Raw genomic sequence first — 17,650 nt, 5'->3', positions numbered from 1 at the left:
CTTTTCTTATGTGTCTAATTAGAATAATGCGCTAACAAACAACATCACAACAAATGCAAAAACCATAATAATGGGGAGCCTCAGGATGAATATGAAGGGTAAAGCGTTACTGGCAGGATGTATTGCCTTAATCATGAGCGGTACGGCAATGGCCGAAGATATCAAAGTCGCCGTCGTTGGCGCGATGTCCGGTCCGGTAGCGCAGTACGGCGATCAGGAATTTACTGGCGCTGAGCAGGCCATTGCCGATATCAACGCCAAAGGCGGCATCAAAGGTAATAAGCTGCAGATGGTAAAATACGACGACGCCTGTGACCCGAAACAAGCGGTTGCCGTCGCTAACAAAGTGATTAACGACGGTATCAAATACGTTATCGGCCACCTGTGCTCTTCTTCCACCCAGCCGGCGTCTGATATCTATGAAGATGAAGGCGTGCTAATGATCACCCCGGCAGCAACCGCGCCGGAGCTGACGGCTCGCGGCTATCACCTGATTCTGCGCACTACCGGTCTGGACTCCGATCAGGGGCCAACCGCCGCCAAATATATTCTGGAAAAAGTGAAGCCGCAGCGCATCGCGATTGTCCACGACAAGCAGCAGTACGGCGAGGGTCTGGCCCGCGCGGTGCAGGACAACCTGAAGAAGGGCGGCGCCAACGTGGTGTTCTTTGACGGCATTACCGCCGGTGAGAAAGACTTCTCAACCCTGGTGGCGCGTCTGAAGAAAGAGAACATCGACTTCGTCTACTACGGCGGCTACCACCCGGAGATGGGGCAGATCCTGCGTCAGTCTCGCGCCGCTGGCCTGAAAACGCAGTTTATGGGACCGGAAGGGGTAGCGAACGTGTCCCTGTCTAATATCGCGGGCGCTTCTGCGGAAGGTATGCTGGTGACCAAGCCGAAAAACTACGACCAGGTTCCGGCTAACAAACCCATCGTAGATGCGATCAAAGCGAAGAAACAGGATCCAAGCGGCGCGTTCGTGTGGACCACCTATGCCGCGCTGCAGTCGCTGGAAGCAGGTCTGAATCAGTCTGACGATCCGGCAGAAATCGCCAAATATCTGAAAGGGGCAACGGTTGAGACCGTGATGGGGCCGCTCACCTGGAACGAGAAGGGCGATCTGAAGGGCTTCGAGTTCGGCGTGTTTACCTGGCATGCTAATGGTACGGCGACCGACGCCAAATAATTTAACCTGCGCCTTTCACGCCGCAGATGCGTTGTCTGCGCCCCTCAACCCCGGTCACTTACCGATGTAAGCTCCCGGGGATTTCGGGTCTTGACGCCTTTCTGCAACGCGAAATGCTGGGTTAAATGAAAGGACCTTTCACGCCGCAGAGGCGTTGTCTGCGCCCCTCAACCCCGGTCACTTACCGATGTAAGCTCCCGGGGATTTCGGGTCTTGACGCCTTCCTGCAACGCGAAATGCTGGGTTAAATGAAAGGGTCTTTCACGCCGCAGATGCGTTGTCTGCGCCCCTCAACCCCGGTCACTTACTGATGTAAGCTCCCGGGGATTTCGGGTCTTGACGCCTTCCTGCAACGCGAAATGCTGGGTTAAATCCGTTGATCCTTTCCTCTTCGCATAGGCGAGGATAAACGTAAAAGCAAAAAGGCAACGTAAGTTGCCTTTTTAGTCGGTAGCCCGGGTAAGGCGTTACGCCGCAACCCGGGGAATGCGCCGGGGTTGATGCATTGGTGCGGTTTCTTCCCGGGTCACGCTGTGCTTACCCGGGTTACAGTCTGGTGCGGTCTGGTTTTTTGGAGCCCGGATAAGGCGTTCAGCCGCAATCCGGGAATGTTCGGCCTTCTTTCGCCGATTTATTGCTTTTTTACCCAACCGCCGGTTTGCGCGTTAAAGCCCAGCGCCTGCATAAACGCCGCCATCACGCCGCGGTCTTCCACGTCGGTATCCGCGATGCGCCAGCTGCCGATCTCTGGATTATCCCTTAGCACCTCTTCCACTAAATATTGTCCGACGCCGCGACGGCGGGTCACTTCACGCACGCACAGCGCGCCGAGCTCACCCTCAACGCCGTTCAGCGTTACGCGAACCGCTGCCAGCAGGCGCTCATTAAAGCGGGCGGCATAAATACGATGGTTCTCATCCAGCGCCAGCGCCGCGAGATCCTGCGACGGCCAGATTTTACCTAAGTCGATGCGATCCTGATCGCTGAAGTGCTGTAAACGAATAATGGTCAGTTTCATACGCGAGGGTCCAGTCAAAACAGAGTCGTTAGTGTATCCAAATTCCCTGCCAGGCGGAGCGCCGTTTTTTGCCTGTTCATCAGGGGATTCGTTTTCCTGGAAGGTGCTGGGTAGAGCAATTCATCATGGATCGAAAAATAAGCAGAATTTTAACCTGATATGTAGCGTTTTATTCCGCCTTATGTATCGTTATTTTATGCTGTTTACTGGACTTTTTTTGTTTATCTTCCGGTAAATACAGAATATTATCTTTGCTTAATCGCCTGAAAAATAGAGATTTTACTCTGTATTCAGGCAAAAAACCTCGCTAAACCATTAAAGATAATGGTAAAAGTAGCGTTGTTTAATAAAAGTACAGAATGCTTTTTAACCATAAAAATACAAAATATTTACACCACATCACGAACGGGGTTCTGCAGCATGAAAAGGAACGCGAAAACGGTTATCGCGGGGTTAGTCGCACTGGCGATGTCCCAGGCGGCTTTTGCCAAAGATATTAAGGTCGCCGTTGTTGGCGCGATGTCTGGCCCGGTAGCCCAGTGGGGCGATATGGAATTCAACGGCGCACGCCAGGCGATCAAAGATATTAACGCCCAGGGCGGCATCAAGGGCGATAAGCTGGTTGCCGTGGAGTACGATGACGCCTGCGACCCGAAACAGGCTGTTGCGGTGGCGAACAAAATCGTCAATGACGGCATTCAGTACGTTATCGGCCACCTGTGCTCTTCTTCCACCCAGCCGGCATCCGATATCTATGAAGATGAAGGCATTCTGATGATCTCCCCGGGTGCGACCAATCCGGAGCTGACCCAGCGCGGCTATCAATACATCATGCGTACCGCCGGTCTGGACTCTTCGCAGGGGCCGACCGCCGCAAAATACATCATGGAAAACGTCAAACCGCAGCGTATTGCTATCATTCATGATAAGCAGCAGTACGGCGAAGGTCTGGCGCGTTCTGTCCAGGAAAGCCTGAAAAAAGGCGGCGCGAATATCGTCTTCTTCGACGGCATTACCGCCGGTGAAAAAGACTTCTCCGCGCTGCTGGCGCGTCTGAAAAAAGAGAATATTGACTTCGTTTACTACGGCGGCTACTACCCGGAAATGGGCCAGATGCTGCGCCAGGCGCGCTCCGTGGGCCTGAAAACCGTGTTTATGGGCCCGGAAGGCGTGGGTAACGCGTCGCTGTCCAACATCGCGGGCGATGCGGCGGAAGGCATGCTGGTCACGATGCCGAAACGCTATGACCAGGACCCGGCCAACAGCGCTATCGTTGACGCGCTCAAAGCAGAGAAGAAAGACCCGAGCGGTCCGTATGTCTGGATCACCTACGCCGCCGTGCAGTCTCTGGCGCAGGCTATGGACCGGGCCGGAAGCCAGGCGCCGCTGGATTTAATCAAAGATCTGAAAGCTCACGGCGCGAAAACCGTGATTGGGCCGCTGAATTGGGACGAAAAAGGCGATTTGAAGGGATTTGAGTTTGGTGTCTTCCAGTGGCACGCGGACGGGTCATCCACCCTCGCGAAATAAGCCATAAGACAAGTTATCCCACCGCCCGCGCAAAGCGGGCGGGTAGAAAAAGGTTACCTTATGTCCGAGCAGTTTCTCTATTTTCTGCAGCAGATGTTTAACGGCGTCACGCTGGGAAGCACCTACGCGCTGATTGCCATCGGCTATACCATGGTTTACGGCATTATCGGCATGATCAACTTCGCCCACGGCGAGGTCTATATGATTGGCAGCTACGTCTCCTTCATGATCATTGCCGCCCTGATGATGATGGGCATTGATACCAGCTGGCTGCTGGTTGCCGCCGGATTCGTCGGCGCTATCGTCATTGCCAGCGCCTACGGCTGGAGTATCGAACGCGTGGCCTACCGGCCCGTGCGCAGCTCCAAACGCCTGATTGCGCTGATCTCCGCCATCGGGATGTCTATCTTCCTGCAAAACTACGTCAGCCTGACGGAAGGTTCGCGCGATGTCGCGCTGCCAAGCCTGTTTAACGGCCAGTGGACGGTGGGCAGCAGCGACAATTTCTCCGCGACCATTACCACCATGCAGCTGGTTATCTGGGTAGTGACGTTTATCGCTATGCTGGCGCTGACGCTGTTCATCCGCTATTCCCGTATGGGGCGCGCCTGCCGCGCCTGCGCTGAAGACCTGAAAATGGCCAGCCTGCTCGGGATTAACACCGACCGCGTAATTGCGCTGACGTTTGTTATCGGCGCGGCAATGGCGGCGGTTGCCGGCGTTCTGCTCGGTCAGTTCTACGGCGTGATCAACCCGTACATCGGCTTTATGGCCGGGATGAAGGCCTTCACCGCTGCGGTTCTTGGCGGTATCGGCAGTATTCCTGGGGCGATGATCGGCGGGCTGATCCTCGGTATCGCCGAAGCGCTCTCTTCTGCCTATCTCAGCACGGAATATAAAGACGTGGTCTCCTTCGCGCTGCTGATCCTGGTTCTGCTGGTGATGCCTACCGGTATCCTGGGTCGTCCGGAGGTAGAAAAAGTATGAAACCGATGCATTTTGCGATGGCGCTGCTGTCCGCGGTGATGTTCTTTATCCTCGCGGGCGTCTTTATGGGCGTGCAGCTGGAGCTGGACGGCACCAAACTGGTGGTGGATACCGCCGCCGATATCCGCTGGCAGTGGATCTATATCGGTACCGCAGTGGTCTTCTTCTTCCAGTTGCTGCGTCCTGTTTTCCAGAAAACCATTAAGAACGTCTCTGGGCCGAAGTTTATTCTGCCGGCTATCGACGGTTCGACGGTAAAACAGAAGCTGTTTCTGATCGCCCTGCTGGTTATCGCCGTGGCGTGGCCGTTTATGGTGTCGCGCGGGACGGTGGATATCGCTACCCTGACGATGATCTATATCATCCTCGGCCTGGGACTCAACGTGGTGGTGGGGCTTTCCGGCCTGCTGGTGCTGGGCTACGGCGGTTTCTACGCCATCGGCGCCTATACCTTCGCGCTGCTGAACCACTATTACGGTCTGGGCTTCTGGACCTGCCTGCCGCTGGCGGGGCTGGTTTCGGCAGCGGCGGGCTTCCTGCTTGGCTTCCCGGTTCTGCGCCTGCGCGGCGACTATCTGGCGATTGTGACGCTCGGTTTCGGTGAAATCGTGCGCATCCTGCTGCTCAACAACACCGAAATAACCGGCGGTCCGAACGGTATCAGCCAGATCCCGAAACCGACGCTGTTCGGTCTTGAATTTAGCCGCAGCGCCCGCGAAGGCGGCTGGGATACGTTCAGCAATTTCTTCGGCGTGAAGTACGACCCCTCCGATCGCGTGATTTTCCTCTATCTGGTCGCTTTGCTGCTGGTGGTGTTAAGCCTGTTCGTGATTAACCGCCTGCTGCGGATGCCGCTGGGCCGCGCGTGGGAAGCGCTGCGCGAAGATGAGATCGCCTGTCGCTCGCTGGGCCTCAGCCCGACGCGCATCAAGCTGACCGCCTTTACCATCAGCGCCGCGTTTGCCGGTTTTGCCGGAACCCTGTTCGCCGCCCGTCAGGGCTTCGTCAGCCCGGAATCCTTTACCTTCGCCGAGTCGGCCTTTGTGCTGGCGATTGTGGTTCTCGGCGGTATGGGTTCGCAGTTCGCGGTGATCCTGGCGGCGGTTCTGCTGGTCGTCTCGCGCGAGCTGATGCGTGATTTCAATGAATACAGCATGCTGATGCTGGGTGCGCTGATGGTACTGATGATGATCTGGCGTCCGCAGGGGCTTCTGCCGATGACCCGTCCACAGCTGAAGCTGAAAAATGGGCAGGCCAAAGAAGGAGAGCAGGCATGAGTCAGCCATTATTATCCGTAAACGGTCTGATGATGCGTTTTGGCGGCCTGCTGGCGGTCAACAACGTGTCGCTGGAGCTGCGCGAGCGGGAAATCGTTTCGCTTATCGGCCCTAACGGCGCGGGCAAAACCACCGTCTTCAACTGCCTGACTGGTTTCTATAAGCCAACCGGCGGCACCATTATGCTGCGTGACCAGCATCTGGAAGGGTTGCCGGGGCAGCAGATCGCCCGCATGGGCGTCGTGCGAACTTTCCAGCACGTGCGTCTGTTCCGCGAAATGACGGTGATTGAAAACCTGCTGGTGGCGCAGCATCAGCAGTTGAAAACCGGTGTTTTCTCCGGCCTGCTGAAGACGCCATCCTTCCGCCGCGCCCAGAGCGAAGCGCTCGATCGCGCCGCGACCTGGCTTGAACGTATCGGCCTGCTTGAGCACGCCAACCGGCAGGCCAGCAACCTGGCCTACGGCGACCAGCGTCGTCTGGAGATTGCCCGCTGTATGGTGACTCAGCCGGAAATCCTGATGCTGGATGAACCGGCGGCGGGGCTGAACCCGAAAGAGACTAAAGAGCTGGACGAACTGATCGCCGAGCTGCGCAGCCATCACAACACCACTATCCTGCTGATTGAGCACGATATGAAGCTGGTGATGGGCATTTCCGACCGTATTTACGTGGTAAACCAGGGCACGCCGCTGGCCAACGGTACGCCGGAAGAGATCCGCAACAACCCGGACGTGATCCGCGCATACCTTGGTGAGGCATAAGATGGAAAAAGTGATGTTATCTTTTGACAACGTCAGCGCGCACTACGGCAAGATCCAGGCGCTGCACAACGTCAGCCTGCATATCAATCAGGGAGAGATTGTCACCCTGATTGGCGCGAACGGCGCAGGGAAAACCACCCTGTTGGGCACCCTGTGCGGCGACCCGCGCGCCTCCAGCGGACGCGTGGTGTTCGACGGTAAAGATATTACCGACTGGCAGACGGCGAAAATCATGCGCGAAGCGGTGGCGATTGTTCCGGAAGGGCGTCGCGTCTTCTCGCGGATGACGGTGGAAGAGAACCTGGCGATGGGCGGTTTCTTTGCCGACCGCGACCAGTTCCAGACCCGCATCAAGTGGGTCTATGAGCTGTTTCCGCGCCTGCATGAGCGTCGGGTTCAGCGGGCGGGCACCATGTCCGGCGGCGAGCAGCAGATGCTGGCCATCGGTCGCGCGCTGATGAGCCAGCCGCGCCTGCTGCTGCTGGATGAGCCTTCGCTCGGTCTGGCGCCGATCATCATTCAGCAAATCTTCGACACCATTGAACAGCTGCGCGAGCAGGGGATGACCATCTTCCTCGTCGAGCAGAACGCCAACCAGGCGCTGAAGCTGGCCGACCGCGGCTACGTGCTGGAAAACGGCCACGTGGTGCTGGAGGATACCGGCGACGCGCTGCTGGCTAACGAAGCGGTACGCAGCGCCTATCTGGGCGGTTAGTGAAGTCAAAACGCCCGGCGTCTGCCGGGCGTTTTGCTGGATCCCTACAGCTCCAGAGAGCGCTTCCACAACATAAAATCAAACTGTTCGAGCGCATCCGCTTTAGTGCGCCAGGTTCCGCTGGCGGTGGCGATGATTTTCTCAAACAGGCCGTCGGCGATATCCGCCAGCGGCGTACCTTCGATAATCGGCCCGCAGTCATAATCGATAATATCCGGCATCTTTTTCGCCAGCGCGGAGTTGGTTGAAACCTTAAGCACTGGAACGATAGGGTTCCCCGTCGGCGTACCTAACCCGGTTGAGAAGATCACCACATTGCATCCCGCCGCGACCAGGCCCGTTACCGCGTCCACATCGTTGCCCGGCGTGCAGACCAGCGAAAGGCCGCTTTCTCCCATCGGTTCGGCATAGTCGCATACCGCGCTTACCGGCGCCCTGCCGCCTTTTTTCGCCGCGCCGGCGGATTTGATGGCGTCAGTGATCAGCCCATCGGCAATGTTTCCCGGGCTGGGGTTATCGGCGATGGTGGTGCCGAAGAAGTTCGCGACATGCTCATAGTTTTTCATCAGCGACAGAAACTTCTCTTTCAGCTCGCGGGTCGCGCAGCGCTGAACGATATCCCCTTCCGCGCCGCACAGCTCCGGGAATTCCGCCAGCCCCGACGCGCCGCCGAGGGCGACAAGACGATCTGACACTTCGCCCATCGCCGGGTTTGCGCTGATCCCCGAGAAGCCGTCAGAGGCGCCGCACTTCACGCCGATTTTGAGGTGGGAGAGCGGGACGTCCTGCCGCTCGGCGACAGGGGCTTCGCGGATCGCGTTATAGGTTTCGGTCAACGCATCCTGCATCATTTTTTCTTCGCTACTCCAGTCCTGCTGCCTGAAGTAAATAATCGGTTTGCTGAAGTTCGGGTTACGCTTCGCCAGCGCGGCGTTGAAATCGACAATTCGCGCTTTTTCACAGCCCAGGGCAAAGACCGTCATCCCAAGAACGTTGGGATGATCGGAATAGGCGGCCAGCACGTCGCACATGGTCATGCTGTCCGAAGTGGCACCGCCGCAGCCGGAGTTGACGGTAATACAGCGGATGCCGTCAAGATGCGGGAAGGGTAGATGCCGGGTATCGTTTAAGGCCCCCGCCGAGGTCACCTGGCGAGCAAAATTTTTCAGGCCATTATTTGCGTAGCCGAGGGCATCGTTTAGCGCATCGGTGACGCGCTGAACGTTGCGGTTTTCACAGAATACCAGCGGAATGACCAGCCAGTAGTTCGCGGTGGCGACCCGGCCATCTTCGCGAACGATCCCCTTAAACGTCCGCTGCTGCCAGGCGGAAACATCCGGCTGCTGCCAGTCATAGGGCGCGACATCGTCAAGTGAAACCGGGGCCGCGTAGTGTTTGATATTCTCCGTGGTAATGGCTTCGCCGCGGGTAATAGGCCGCGTCGCTTTGCCGACCGGTACGCCGTACAGCGACACGATATCGCCGGGCGCAATATCCTCGGTGGCGAATTTATGTTTGGCTTTGACATCGCTACGCAGAATGTAGGCTTCATCGTTCCAGTTCACCTGCTGCTCTTTGCGCAAGTCCTGCAGCGCAACGATCAGGTTATCGGTAGGGTCAATTTTTAAGATGGTCTGCATGTTATTTATCCTTTGTTATACGCGCGTCAGGACTTAGTGGTGGGAGACCGCAACGCCGTTTGTCGCTTTTCTGCCCGCGAGGGCGGCAATCAGCAGCGCGCAGCAGACGGTGATGAGCGACAGGGCGACCAGACCCGCCGAATCGTTGCCAAAGAAGGCATCGACCTCAACGCGAATCAGCGGCGCGAGGAAGCTGCAAAATGCGCCCATGGTGGTGCAAAAGCCGATACTGGCGGCCAGCGCTGAGCCTGACACAATCTGCGCCGGGAAAGTCCAGAAGATAGGTTGCACGGAGAGGAAGCCGATGGCCGACAGCGAGAGCGCGGCAATGGCGAGTACCGGGCCGGACCAGGCGGAAACAAACAGCCCCAGCGCCGCCGCCAGCATACAGATGACCGAAATGAGGACCCGGCGGGCCGGCATTTTGTCCGCCAGACGCGGAATGTAATAGACGCCGACGGCGGAGCAGGCCCACGGAATGGCGGCGACCAGCGACTCCTTAAAGCCGAGCGTGGAGCCCATTAGCGAGGCGACTTGCGAAGGCAGGAAGAACATCAGCCCGTAAACGCTGATCTGGATGGTGCCGTAGATCAGCGCCAGGTGCCAGACTTTCAGGCTTTTCAGGGCAGTGCCGACGCTGCTGGTTTCCGTCTGCCGCTGCTCCTGCTGAAGCTGGGCAATCAGCGCCTTTTTCTCTTCGTCGTTGAGGAAGCGCGCTTTGGCCGGCGTATCGTCGAGCCAGAACCAGGCGAAGATCCCCATGATGACCGCCGGAATGCCTTCAATAAAGAACATCCAGAACCAGCCGGGTTTACCGAGGAATCCGTGCATTTCCAGAAGCGCGCCGGAGATGGGCGAGCCTAAGGTCAGCGCCAGCGGTACGCCGAGCACGAAGATACCGACGACGGAGGCGCGAACTTTATTGGGAAAGTAGATGGAGGCCAGCAGCAGAATACCGGGATAAAAACCGGCTTCGCCTAACCCCAGTAAAAAACGCAGAACAATAAACTGGGTTTCCGTCTGCACCAGTCCGGTGAGGGCAGAGAGTACGCCCCACAGCGCGGTGGTAATGCTTAGCCATTTCTGCGCGCCGATTTTATTCAGAATCAGGTTAGCGGGAATACCAAACAGCGCATAGGCGGCGAAAAAGATCCCCGCGCCGAGGGCAAAAGCGGAATTGGAGAGCCCAATATCCACCTGCATCGCCTCTTTGGCGAATCCCACGTTCACCCTGTCGATAAAGGCGATGAAGTACAAAATAAACATCAGCGGCACCAGGCGCTTCCATGATTTGGTAATCGCGGAATTGAGGGCCGGATTGTCGTAAGCTGTGATGGTTTTCATAATACCTCCACGTAGGGGTCAGGCATTAATTTCAATACCCGCACGGGAAAGTATCCGCAGAATACTTTCGGTCTGGCAGGTGGCGAGCGAGCTAAACGGTGGCGTGCAGCGGTCGGACTGAATAATTCCGCGCAGCTGTAATGCTTTTTTAAATGTTGGAATGAACGGATCGTTAATCGCGTAAATATCCATTAACCCATCCACTTTTTGCTGATACCGCGAAATTTGCTGCAAATCGTTATCGTTAAATGCCTGCATCCAGTCGCGGAATAGCTCAGGGCAAATATTGGATAACCCGCCAATACATCCATCGCCCCCCGCCAGAACATTGTGCGCGAAGTTATTGTCATAACCGGCATAGACTTCAAAATACGGCAGCTCAGATTTTACCTGGCGAATCACCTGCGACGTATGATTGGTGTCCGGAATAGTATCTTTAAGACCGATAATGTTTGGGAACTCTCTGGCGAGTCGTAAACAGACCTCCGGCGAGACGGAATAGCCGGTGCGCTCCGGAAAGTTATAGATGAATATTTTGGCGGCGGTGCGGCGAGCGATCTGGCTATAAAAGGTATAAATGCCTTCATCAGTCAGGCGGAAGTACCACGGGCTGATAATCATGACGCCATCCAGCCCGCACTCATCGGCGTAGTTTGCCAGCTCTACGCATTCGTCGATATCCATGCGGCTGGTTCCCGCATAGGCCTTTATTTCCTCGCGCGGGAACTCTGCCGCCATTTGAATTATCTGACGGGATGTTTTCATATCCAGCGAGAAAAACTCGCCGGTACTGCCCATGACGACAAATCCCGATACGCTGTTTTTAATGAAATCGTACAGGCGGAAATTTCCGTCAGGATCCAGCCTACCCTGCTCATCAAAAACCGTTATTGCCGGGGTGATGTAACGACTTTGCATATTTAACCTCTCCGTTTGTTCGTATATACAAACAGTGTTTGTATTTGCGATTGGGCATAAGTAAACACGCCATCGATGTGAAGTCAAATGGCGCAAAAGACGTACGGATAATTGATTAAATCAATGAATTGATGGGAAAATAGGCAGGATCGTCCGGCGCTACGGTGAATTATTAAATATCGGTATTGTGTGGGTAATCACAATTCCGCTGGCGCCGTTGGCGAATAAATCAGTAATTTTTGATATCCGGCAGCTTGTTCAGCACGCTCTCAATACGACCCTTTGCCTCTTTTAACGCGCGAATGACCTGCTGTGTTTTCTCATCGCTGGCGCGGAAGTAGGGCAAGGAGACGCTGATCGCCGCCAGAATGATGCCTTTCTGCAGCAGCGGCACCGCGAAGCAAATAGTGTCATCGTTGATTTCCCGATCGTCCATGGCATAACCGTTGACGGCGACCCGTTCCAGCTGCTGGCGAAGCTGAGCCATATTCGTCACGCTGCGGGCGGTAACGGAGGGAAAACCTTGCGGATAGAGCTCGAGAATCTCTTCGTCGCGGTGCTTATGTAGCAGCGCCTTGCCCAGCGCGGAGCAGATCGCCGGAAGACGCGTTCCTACCCTGGAGACCAGCTGCACGGTTTGGTCACCCTGGACTTTATCAACATAGAGCACCCAGGCGTCATCCAGAATGCCGAGCTGACAAACTTCATTGCATTCGTTGACCACCGCGTGCATTTCGCTATTGATCGTTTTCAGCCAGAACTCTTTTTCCACCGTTGAGCTGGCCAGCACCGCGCATGAGATCCCCAGCGTGTAAATACCGTTGCGATCGTCGTGGCTGATATATTTCCGGTACTGCAGTGATTTGAGGATCGGGAAAATGGTTCCCTTTGAAATATCCGTCTTGAGCGATAGCTCGGAAAGCGTCATTCCGTCCGCGTTGGCTAAGGTTTCCAGAATGAGTAAAACGCGCTCGGTAGGTTTATGCAGCGTCTTCATATTTTTCCTTGTGACGGCTCGCCGGAGAGTGCTCTTTAACGAACCCTATTTAACTACAGATCCCTGATTATCTGTAGTCTGCGCGGGCGCTCTTTTTCGCTTTGCCATTTCCCTGCCACTTTTTTTTCACCGTTTCATCATGTTTTTGCCAATTTATTGTAATATTTTTGTAATGCAATAGTTATTTTTCTGTCATTCGAGCATGTCATGTTACCCCCGCGAACATAAAACGCGTGAAATCGCGCATCCGGAACAACAAGAGAGATAACCGATGATATCGTTACGACATACAGCTTTAGGACTGGCGCTCAGCCTGGCATTTGCCGGACAAGCCCTGGCGGTAACCACTATCCCGTTCTGGCATTCGATGGAAGGGGAGTTGGGGAAAGAAGTTGATTCACTGGCGCAACGTTTCAACGCAGCCAACCCGGACTACAAAATTGTTCCGGTGTACAAAGGCAACTATGAACAGAGCCTGAGCGCCGGCATCGCCGCCTTCCGTACCGGCAACGCGCCGGCTATTTTGCAGGTGTATGAGGTTGGCACCGCGACGATGATGGCCTCTAAGGCGATAAAGCCGGTCTATCAAGTGTTCAGCGATGCGGGCATTCAGTTTGATGAAACGCAGTTCGTGCCTACCGTCTCCGGTTATTACACCGACTCCAAAACCGGCCATCTGCTCTCCCAGCCGTTTAACAGCTCCACGCCGGTGCTGTACTACAACAAAGACGCCTTTAAAAAAGCCGGTTTAGACCCAGAGCAGCCGCCAAAAACCTGGCAGGATCTGGCGGCGTATACCGCGAAGTTGAAGGCCGCAGGGATGAAGTGCGGCTACGCCAGCGGCTGGCAGGGCTGGATCCAGATTGAAAACTTCAGCGCCTGGCACGGCCTGCCGGTGGCGACTAAAAACAACGGCTTCGACGGTACCGATGCGGTACTGGAGTTCAACAAGCCGGAGCAGGTGAAGCATATCGCCCTGCTTGAAGAGCTGAACAAGAAAGGTGACTTCAGCTACTTCGGGCGTAAAGACGAATCCACCGAGAAGTTCTATAACGGCGACTGCGCCATTACCACCGCTTCCTCCGGCTCGCTGGCGGATATCCGTCAGTACGCGAAGTTCAACTATGGCGTAGGGATGATGCCGTACGACGCCGATGTGAAGGGCGCGCCGCAAAACGCCATTATCGGCGGGGCCAGCCTGTGGGTGATGCAGGGTAAAGACAAAGAAACCTATACTGGCGTTGCCAAATTCCTCGATTTCCTGACTAAGCCGGAAAACGCCGCCGAATGGCATCAGAAAACCGGCTATCTGCCGATTACCACCGCCGCCTATAACCTGACCCGTGAGCAGGGCTTCTATGATAAGAACCCCGGAGCGGATATCGCGACGCGCCAGATGCTGAACAAGCCGCCGCTGCCGTTCACCAAAGGCCTGCGCCTGGGCAATATGCCGCAGATTCGTACCATCGTGGATGAAGAGCTGGAAAGCGTATGGACCGGGAAGAAAACGCCTCAGCAGGCGCTGGACGCGGCCGTTGAGCGCGGTAATCAGCTGCTGCGCCGTTTTGAGCAGTCAACCAAGTCGTAATCTTATAGCCAGCCCCTCATCCTAACCCTCTCCCCGGCCGGGAGAGGGGACCGCCCGGAGCCGTTTTTTCACTCTTGTCCGTTTAGGGAGAGGGCCGGAATGAGTGCAAACCAACTCAGAGTTTAACTATGTCATCATCCCGTCCGGTGTTCCGCTCGCGTTGGCTGCCCTATGTGCTGGTCGCGCCGCAGCTGGTCATCACCGTCATCTTTTTTATCTGGCCCGCGGGCGAAGCGCTGTGGTATTCGCTGCAGAGCGTCGATCCTTTTGGGCTCTCCAGCCAGTTTGTCGGCCTGGATAACTTTTTAGCCCTCTTTCAGGACCCGTACTACCTGGACTCCTTCTGGACCACCATTAAGTTTAGTACGATGGTTACCGTCAGCGGTCTGCTGATCTCGCTGTTTTTCGCCGCGCTGGTGGATTACGTGGTGCGCGGCAGTCGCTTCTATCAGACGCTGATGCTGCTGCCTTATGCCGTTGCGCCCGCAGTCGCGGCGGTGCTATGGATCTTCTTGTTCAACCCGGGACGCGGGCTAATTACCCATCTCCTCGGCGAGATGGGCTACGATTGGAACCACGCGCAGAACAGCGGCCAGGCGATGTTCCTCGTGGTTTTCGCCTCGGTGTGGAAGCAGATTAGTTACAACTTCCTGTTCTTCTTCGCCGCGCTGCAATCTATTCCCCGCTCGCTGGTAGAAGCCGCCGCGATTGACGGCGCCGGTCCGGTTCGCCGCTTCTTCAGGCTGGCGCTGCCGCTGATCGCCCCGGTGAGCTTCTTCCTGCTGGTGGTGAACCTGGTATACGCCTTCTTCGATACCTTCCCGGTTATCGATGCCGCAACCGGCGGCGGGCCGGTTCAGGCGACGACAACGCTGATTTATAAGATCTATCGTGAAGGTTTTGCCGGGCTCGACCTTTCCGCTTCCGCCGCCCAGTCGGTGGTGCTGATGTTCCTCGTCATCATTCTGACGGTGGTGCAGTTCCGCTACGTTGAACGAAAGGTGCGCTACCAATGATTGAGAATCGACGCGGGCTGACGATTTTCAGCCACACCATGCTGATTTTAGGGATCGCGGTCATTCTGTTTCCGCTGTATGTTGCCTTTGTCGCGGCGACGCTGGACAGTAAAGCGGTCTTTGATACGCCGATGACGCTGATTCCCGGCGGCCATCTGCTCGAAAACATGAAATTTATCTGGGTGAACGGCGTAGGGGCCAATAGCGCGCCGTTCTGGCTAATGATGCTCAACAGCTTCATCATGGCCTTCGGCATTACGGTAGGCAAAATTACGGTCTCGATGCTCTCCGCTTTCGCCATCGTCTGGTTTCGTTTTCCGCTGCGTAACCTGTTCTTCTGGATGATTTTCATCACGCTGATGCTGCCGGTTGAGGTGCGTATTTTCCCAACGGTGGAAGTGATCGCCAACCTCAAAATGCTCGACAGCTATGCCGGGCTCACGCTGCCGCTGATGGCCTCGGCGACCGCGACCTTCCTGTTCCGCCAGTTTTTTATGACCCTGCCGGACGAGCTGATAGAGGCCGCACGTATCGACGGCGCATCGCCGATGCGCTTCTTCCGCGACATCGTGCTGCCACTGTCGAAAACCAACCTGGCGGCGCTGTTCGTCATCACCTTTATCTACGGCTGGAACCAGTATCTGTGGCCGCTGCTGATCATTACCGACGTGAATCTCGGCACGGCGGTCGCGGGCATCAAAGGGATGATCGCCATCGGCCAGGGCACCACGCAGTGGAATCAGGTGATGGCGGCGATGCTGCTCACGCTGATTCCTCCGGTTGTCATCGTTTTAGCCATGCAGCGCGCGTTTGTGCGTGGTCTAGTGGATAGTGAGAAATAAAATGGCAGGACTTAAGCTACAGGCAGTAACCAAAAGCTGGGATGGCAAAACCCAGGTGATCCAACCGCTGACGCTGGACGTCGCGGACGGCGAATTTATTGTGATGGTGGGCCCCTCGGGCTGCGGAAAATCAACCCTGCTGCGCATGGTGGCGGGCCTGGAACGGGTCACCAGCGGCGATATCTGGATTGACCGCAAGCGCGTCACCGAAATGGAGCCGAAAGACCGCGGCATTGCGATGGTGTTTCAGAACTACGCCCTCTATCCGCATATGAGCGTGGAAGAGAATATGGCGTGGGGCCTGAAAATTCGCGGTTTAGGTAAAGGATTAATTGCTGAGCGCGTCCAGGAAGCGGCGCGCATTCTGGAGCTGGACGGCCTGCTGAAGCGCCGTCCGCGCGAACTCTCCGGCGGCCAGCGTCAGCGCGTGGCGATGGGGCGGGCTATCGTGCGCGACCCGGCGGTATTTCTGTTTGATGAGCCGCTCTCCAACCTCGATGCCAAACTGCGCGTGCAGATGCGTCTTGAGCTGCAGCACCTGCATCGTCGGCTGAAAACCACCTCGCTGTACGTGACCCACGATCAGGTTGAGGCGATGACCCTCGCGCAGCGGGTGATGGTGATGAATAAAGGCGTCGCCGAGCAGATTGGCACACCGGTCGAGGTGTACGAAAAGCCAGCCAGTCGCTTTGTCGCGAGCTTTATCGGCAGTCCGGCAATGAACCTGCTGGAAGGCCGGGTCAGCGACGACGGTAGCCGCTTCGAGCTTGCGGGTGGGATGCTTTTACCGATCAACAGCGAGCATCGCCGCTACGCCGGGCGTAAGATGACGCTGGGTATCCGTCCGGAACATTTTGCATTAAGCTCCCAGGCGGAAGGTGGCGTACCGCTGGTGATGGATACGCTGGAAATTTTAGGCGCCGACAACCTCGCCCACGGGCGCTGGGGCGAGCAGAAGCTGGTGGTCCGGCTGCCGCACCAGCAGCGACCGCAGGCGGGCAGTACCCTGTGGCTGCATCTGCCGCAGGAAAGTCTGCACCTTTTTGATAGTGAAACAGGACAACGCGCATGAGTCACTGGCCTTATCCTCATATCGTCGCCCACCGCGGCGGCGGTAAACTGGCCCCGGAAAATACCCTGGCGGCTATCGATACTGGCGCTCGTTACGGCCATACGATGATTGAGTTTGACGCTAAGTTATCGAAAGACGGGCAGATTTTTTTACTGCACGATGACAATCTCGAACGCACCAGCAACGGCTGGGGCGTGGCGGGTGAATTGGCGTGGAACGATCTGCTGAAAGTGGATGCCGGCAGCTGGTATAGCGGCGAGTTCAAAGGCGAGCCGCTGCCGCTGCTGAGCGAGGTCGCGGACCGCTGCCGTCAGCACGGTATGATGGCGAATATCGAAATCAAACCGACCACCGGTACCGGTCCGCTGACCGGTAAAGCGGTAGCGCTGGCGGCGCGTGAGCTGTGGCAGGGCATGACCCCGCCGCTGCTCTCGTCGTTTGAAATCGATGCCCTGGAAGCCGCGCAGGAAGCCGCCCCCGAGCTGCCGCGAGGGCTGCTGCTGGATGAGTGGCGCAACGACTGGCGCGAACTAACCGCGCGCCTCGGCTGTGTCTCTATTCATCTCAACCATAAGCTGCTGGATGAAGCGCGCGTGGCGAGCCTGAGGGCCGCGGGTCTGCATATTCTGGTGTATACCGTTAACAAACCGCAGCGCGCCGCCGAGCTGCTGCGTTGGGGCGTGGACAGCATCTGCACCGATGCGATTGACGTCATCGGTCCCAACTTCCCGGGGTAATCTGCACCTGCGCCAG

General features: G+C 56.5%; 16 protein-coding genes. 11 read left to right on the top strand and 5 right to left on the bottom strand.

The features are described 5' to 3' along the window. Positions 1-85 precede the first annotated feature (85 nt). Entirely contained in the window at positions 86-1,189 is a 1,104-nt protein-coding gene (locus KCG39_RS16755; RefSeq protein ID WP_087828580.1) for a branched-chain amino acid ABC transporter substrate-binding protein, read from the top strand. Between the two features lie 631 nt (positions 1,190-1,820). Here KCG39_RS16755 and panM read toward each other — a convergent pair. Continuing rightward, entirely contained in the window at positions 1,821-2,207 is a 387-nt protein-coding gene (panM, locus tag KCG39_RS16750) for an aspartate 1-decarboxylase autocleavage activator PanM (RefSeq protein ID WP_142468096.1), read from the bottom strand. Positions 2,208-2,627: 420 nt separating this feature from the next. On the opposite strand from panM, the gene livK reads away from it, so the two are divergent. From livK to livF, 5 genes are read left to right on the top strand one after another with little or no spacing between them, the layout of a single operon-like run. Beyond that, on the top strand, positions 2,628-3,737 hold the full coding sequence (gene livK / locus KCG39_RS16745; RefSeq protein ID WP_004126171.1) for a high-affinity branched-chain amino acid ABC transporter substrate-binding protein LivK: 1,110 nt from the start codon (positions 2,628-2,630) through the stop codon (positions 3,735-3,737). Between the two features lie 60 nt (positions 3,738-3,797). Further along, positions 3,798-4,724, top strand: a complete 927-nt coding sequence (livH, locus tag KCG39_RS16740; protein ID WP_004106541.1) for a high-affinity branched-chain amino acid ABC transporter permease LivH — start codon at positions 3,798-3,800, stop codon at positions 4,722-4,724. Then, positions 4,721-6,001 carry a branched chain amino acid ABC transporter permease LivM gene (gene livM, locus KCG39_RS16735; protein WP_004126168.1) on the top strand — a complete coding sequence of 427 codons (1,281 nt, stop codon included), beginning with the start codon at positions 4,721-4,723 and terminating at the stop codon, positions 5,999-6,001. Before livH ends, livM begins: the two co-directional genes overlap by 4 nt. Next, entirely contained in the window at positions 5,998-6,765 is a 768-nt protein-coding gene (livG, locus tag KCG39_RS16730) for a high-affinity branched-chain amino acid ABC transporter ATP-binding protein LivG (RefSeq protein ID WP_004126165.1), read from the top strand. The genes livM and livG overlap by 4 nt, the downstream gene beginning before the upstream one ends. A gap of 1 nt (position 6,766) precedes the next feature. Beyond that, on the top strand, positions 6,767-7,480 hold the full coding sequence (gene livF, locus KCG39_RS16725; RefSeq protein WP_004126158.1) for a high-affinity branched-chain amino acid ABC transporter ATP-binding protein LivF: 714 nt from the start codon (positions 6,767-6,769) through the stop codon (positions 7,478-7,480). Positions 7,481-7,524: 44 nt separating this feature from the next. Here the strand turns inward: livF and KCG39_RS16720 are convergent, their stop codons facing one another. The 4 genes from KCG39_RS16720 to KCG39_RS16705 all read right to left on the bottom strand — a co-directional run bounded on the left by KCG39_RS16720 (position 7,525) and on the right by KCG39_RS16705 (position 12,379). Next, complete coding sequence (locus tag KCG39_RS16720) at positions 7,525-9,120, bottom strand: UxaA family hydrolase (RefSeq protein ID WP_004126154.1); 1,596 nt, start codon at positions 9,118-9,120, stop codon at positions 7,525-7,527. Between the two features lie 33 nt (positions 9,121-9,153). Then, a complete protein-coding gene (locus tag KCG39_RS16715; RefSeq protein ID WP_004126145.1) occupies positions 9,154-10,464 on the bottom strand; it encodes an MFS transporter in 1,311 nt (436 codons plus the stop codon). Positions 10,465-10,482: 18 nt separating this feature from the next. Then, positions 10,483-11,382: a dihydrodipicolinate synthase family protein gene (locus KCG39_RS16710; protein WP_004126143.1), complete on the bottom strand. Its 900-nt coding sequence runs from the start codon at positions 11,380-11,382 to the stop codon at positions 10,483-10,485. 229 nt (positions 11,383-11,611) lie between these two features. Further along, complete coding sequence (locus tag KCG39_RS16705) at positions 11,612-12,379, bottom strand: IclR family transcriptional regulator (protein WP_087828637.1); 768 nt, start codon at positions 12,377-12,379, stop codon at positions 11,612-11,614. A gap of 271 nt (positions 12,380-12,650) precedes the next feature. Here KCG39_RS16705 and ugpB point away from each other — a divergent pair, with 271 nt between their 5' ends. The 5 genes from ugpB (at position 12,651) to ugpQ (ending at position 17,634) form a co-directional block, all read left to right on the top strand. Further along, entirely contained in the window at positions 12,651-13,967 is a 1,317-nt protein-coding gene (gene ugpB / locus KCG39_RS16700; RefSeq protein ID WP_049115482.1) for a sn-glycerol-3-phosphate ABC transporter substrate-binding protein UgpB, read from the top strand. A 128-nt stretch (positions 13,968-14,095) separates the two neighbouring features. After that, positions 14,096-14,983 (top strand): sn-glycerol-3-phosphate ABC transporter permease UgpA, encoded by an 888-nt coding sequence (ugpA, locus tag KCG39_RS16695; protein ID WP_004126134.1) that lies wholly within the window; start codon positions 14,096-14,098, stop codon positions 14,981-14,983. Then, positions 14,980-15,825, top strand: coding sequence for a sn-glycerol-3-phosphate ABC transporter permease UgpE (gene ugpE / locus KCG39_RS16690; RefSeq protein ID WP_004116045.1), 846 nt, complete (start codon positions 14,980-14,982; stop codon positions 15,823-15,825). The genes ugpA and ugpE overlap by 4 nt, the downstream gene beginning before the upstream one ends. Position 15,826: 1 nt before the next feature. Beyond that, positions 15,827-16,897 (top strand): sn-glycerol-3-phosphate import ATP-binding protein UgpC, encoded by a 1,071-nt coding sequence (locus KCG39_RS16685; RefSeq protein WP_004126131.1) that lies wholly within the window; start codon positions 15,827-15,829, stop codon positions 16,895-16,897. Further along, positions 16,894-17,634 carry a glycerophosphodiester phosphodiesterase gene (ugpQ, locus tag KCG39_RS16680; RefSeq protein ID WP_004126128.1) on the top strand — a complete coding sequence of 247 codons (741 nt, stop codon included), beginning with the start codon at positions 16,894-16,896 and terminating at the stop codon, positions 17,632-17,634. The genes KCG39_RS16685 and ugpQ overlap by 4 nt, the downstream gene beginning before the upstream one ends. Positions 17,635-17,650: the final 16 nt, after the last annotated feature.

Origin of the sequence: Klebsiella pasteurii (assembly GCF_018139045.1) — a bacterium.
In the GTDB taxonomy this organism is placed as follows: domain Bacteria; phylum Pseudomonadota; class Gammaproteobacteria; order Enterobacterales; family Enterobacteriaceae; genus Klebsiella; species Klebsiella grimontii.
The sequence above is the reverse complement of the archived record's forward strand: the minus strand, read 5'-3'. Positions and strand labels throughout refer to the sequence as shown.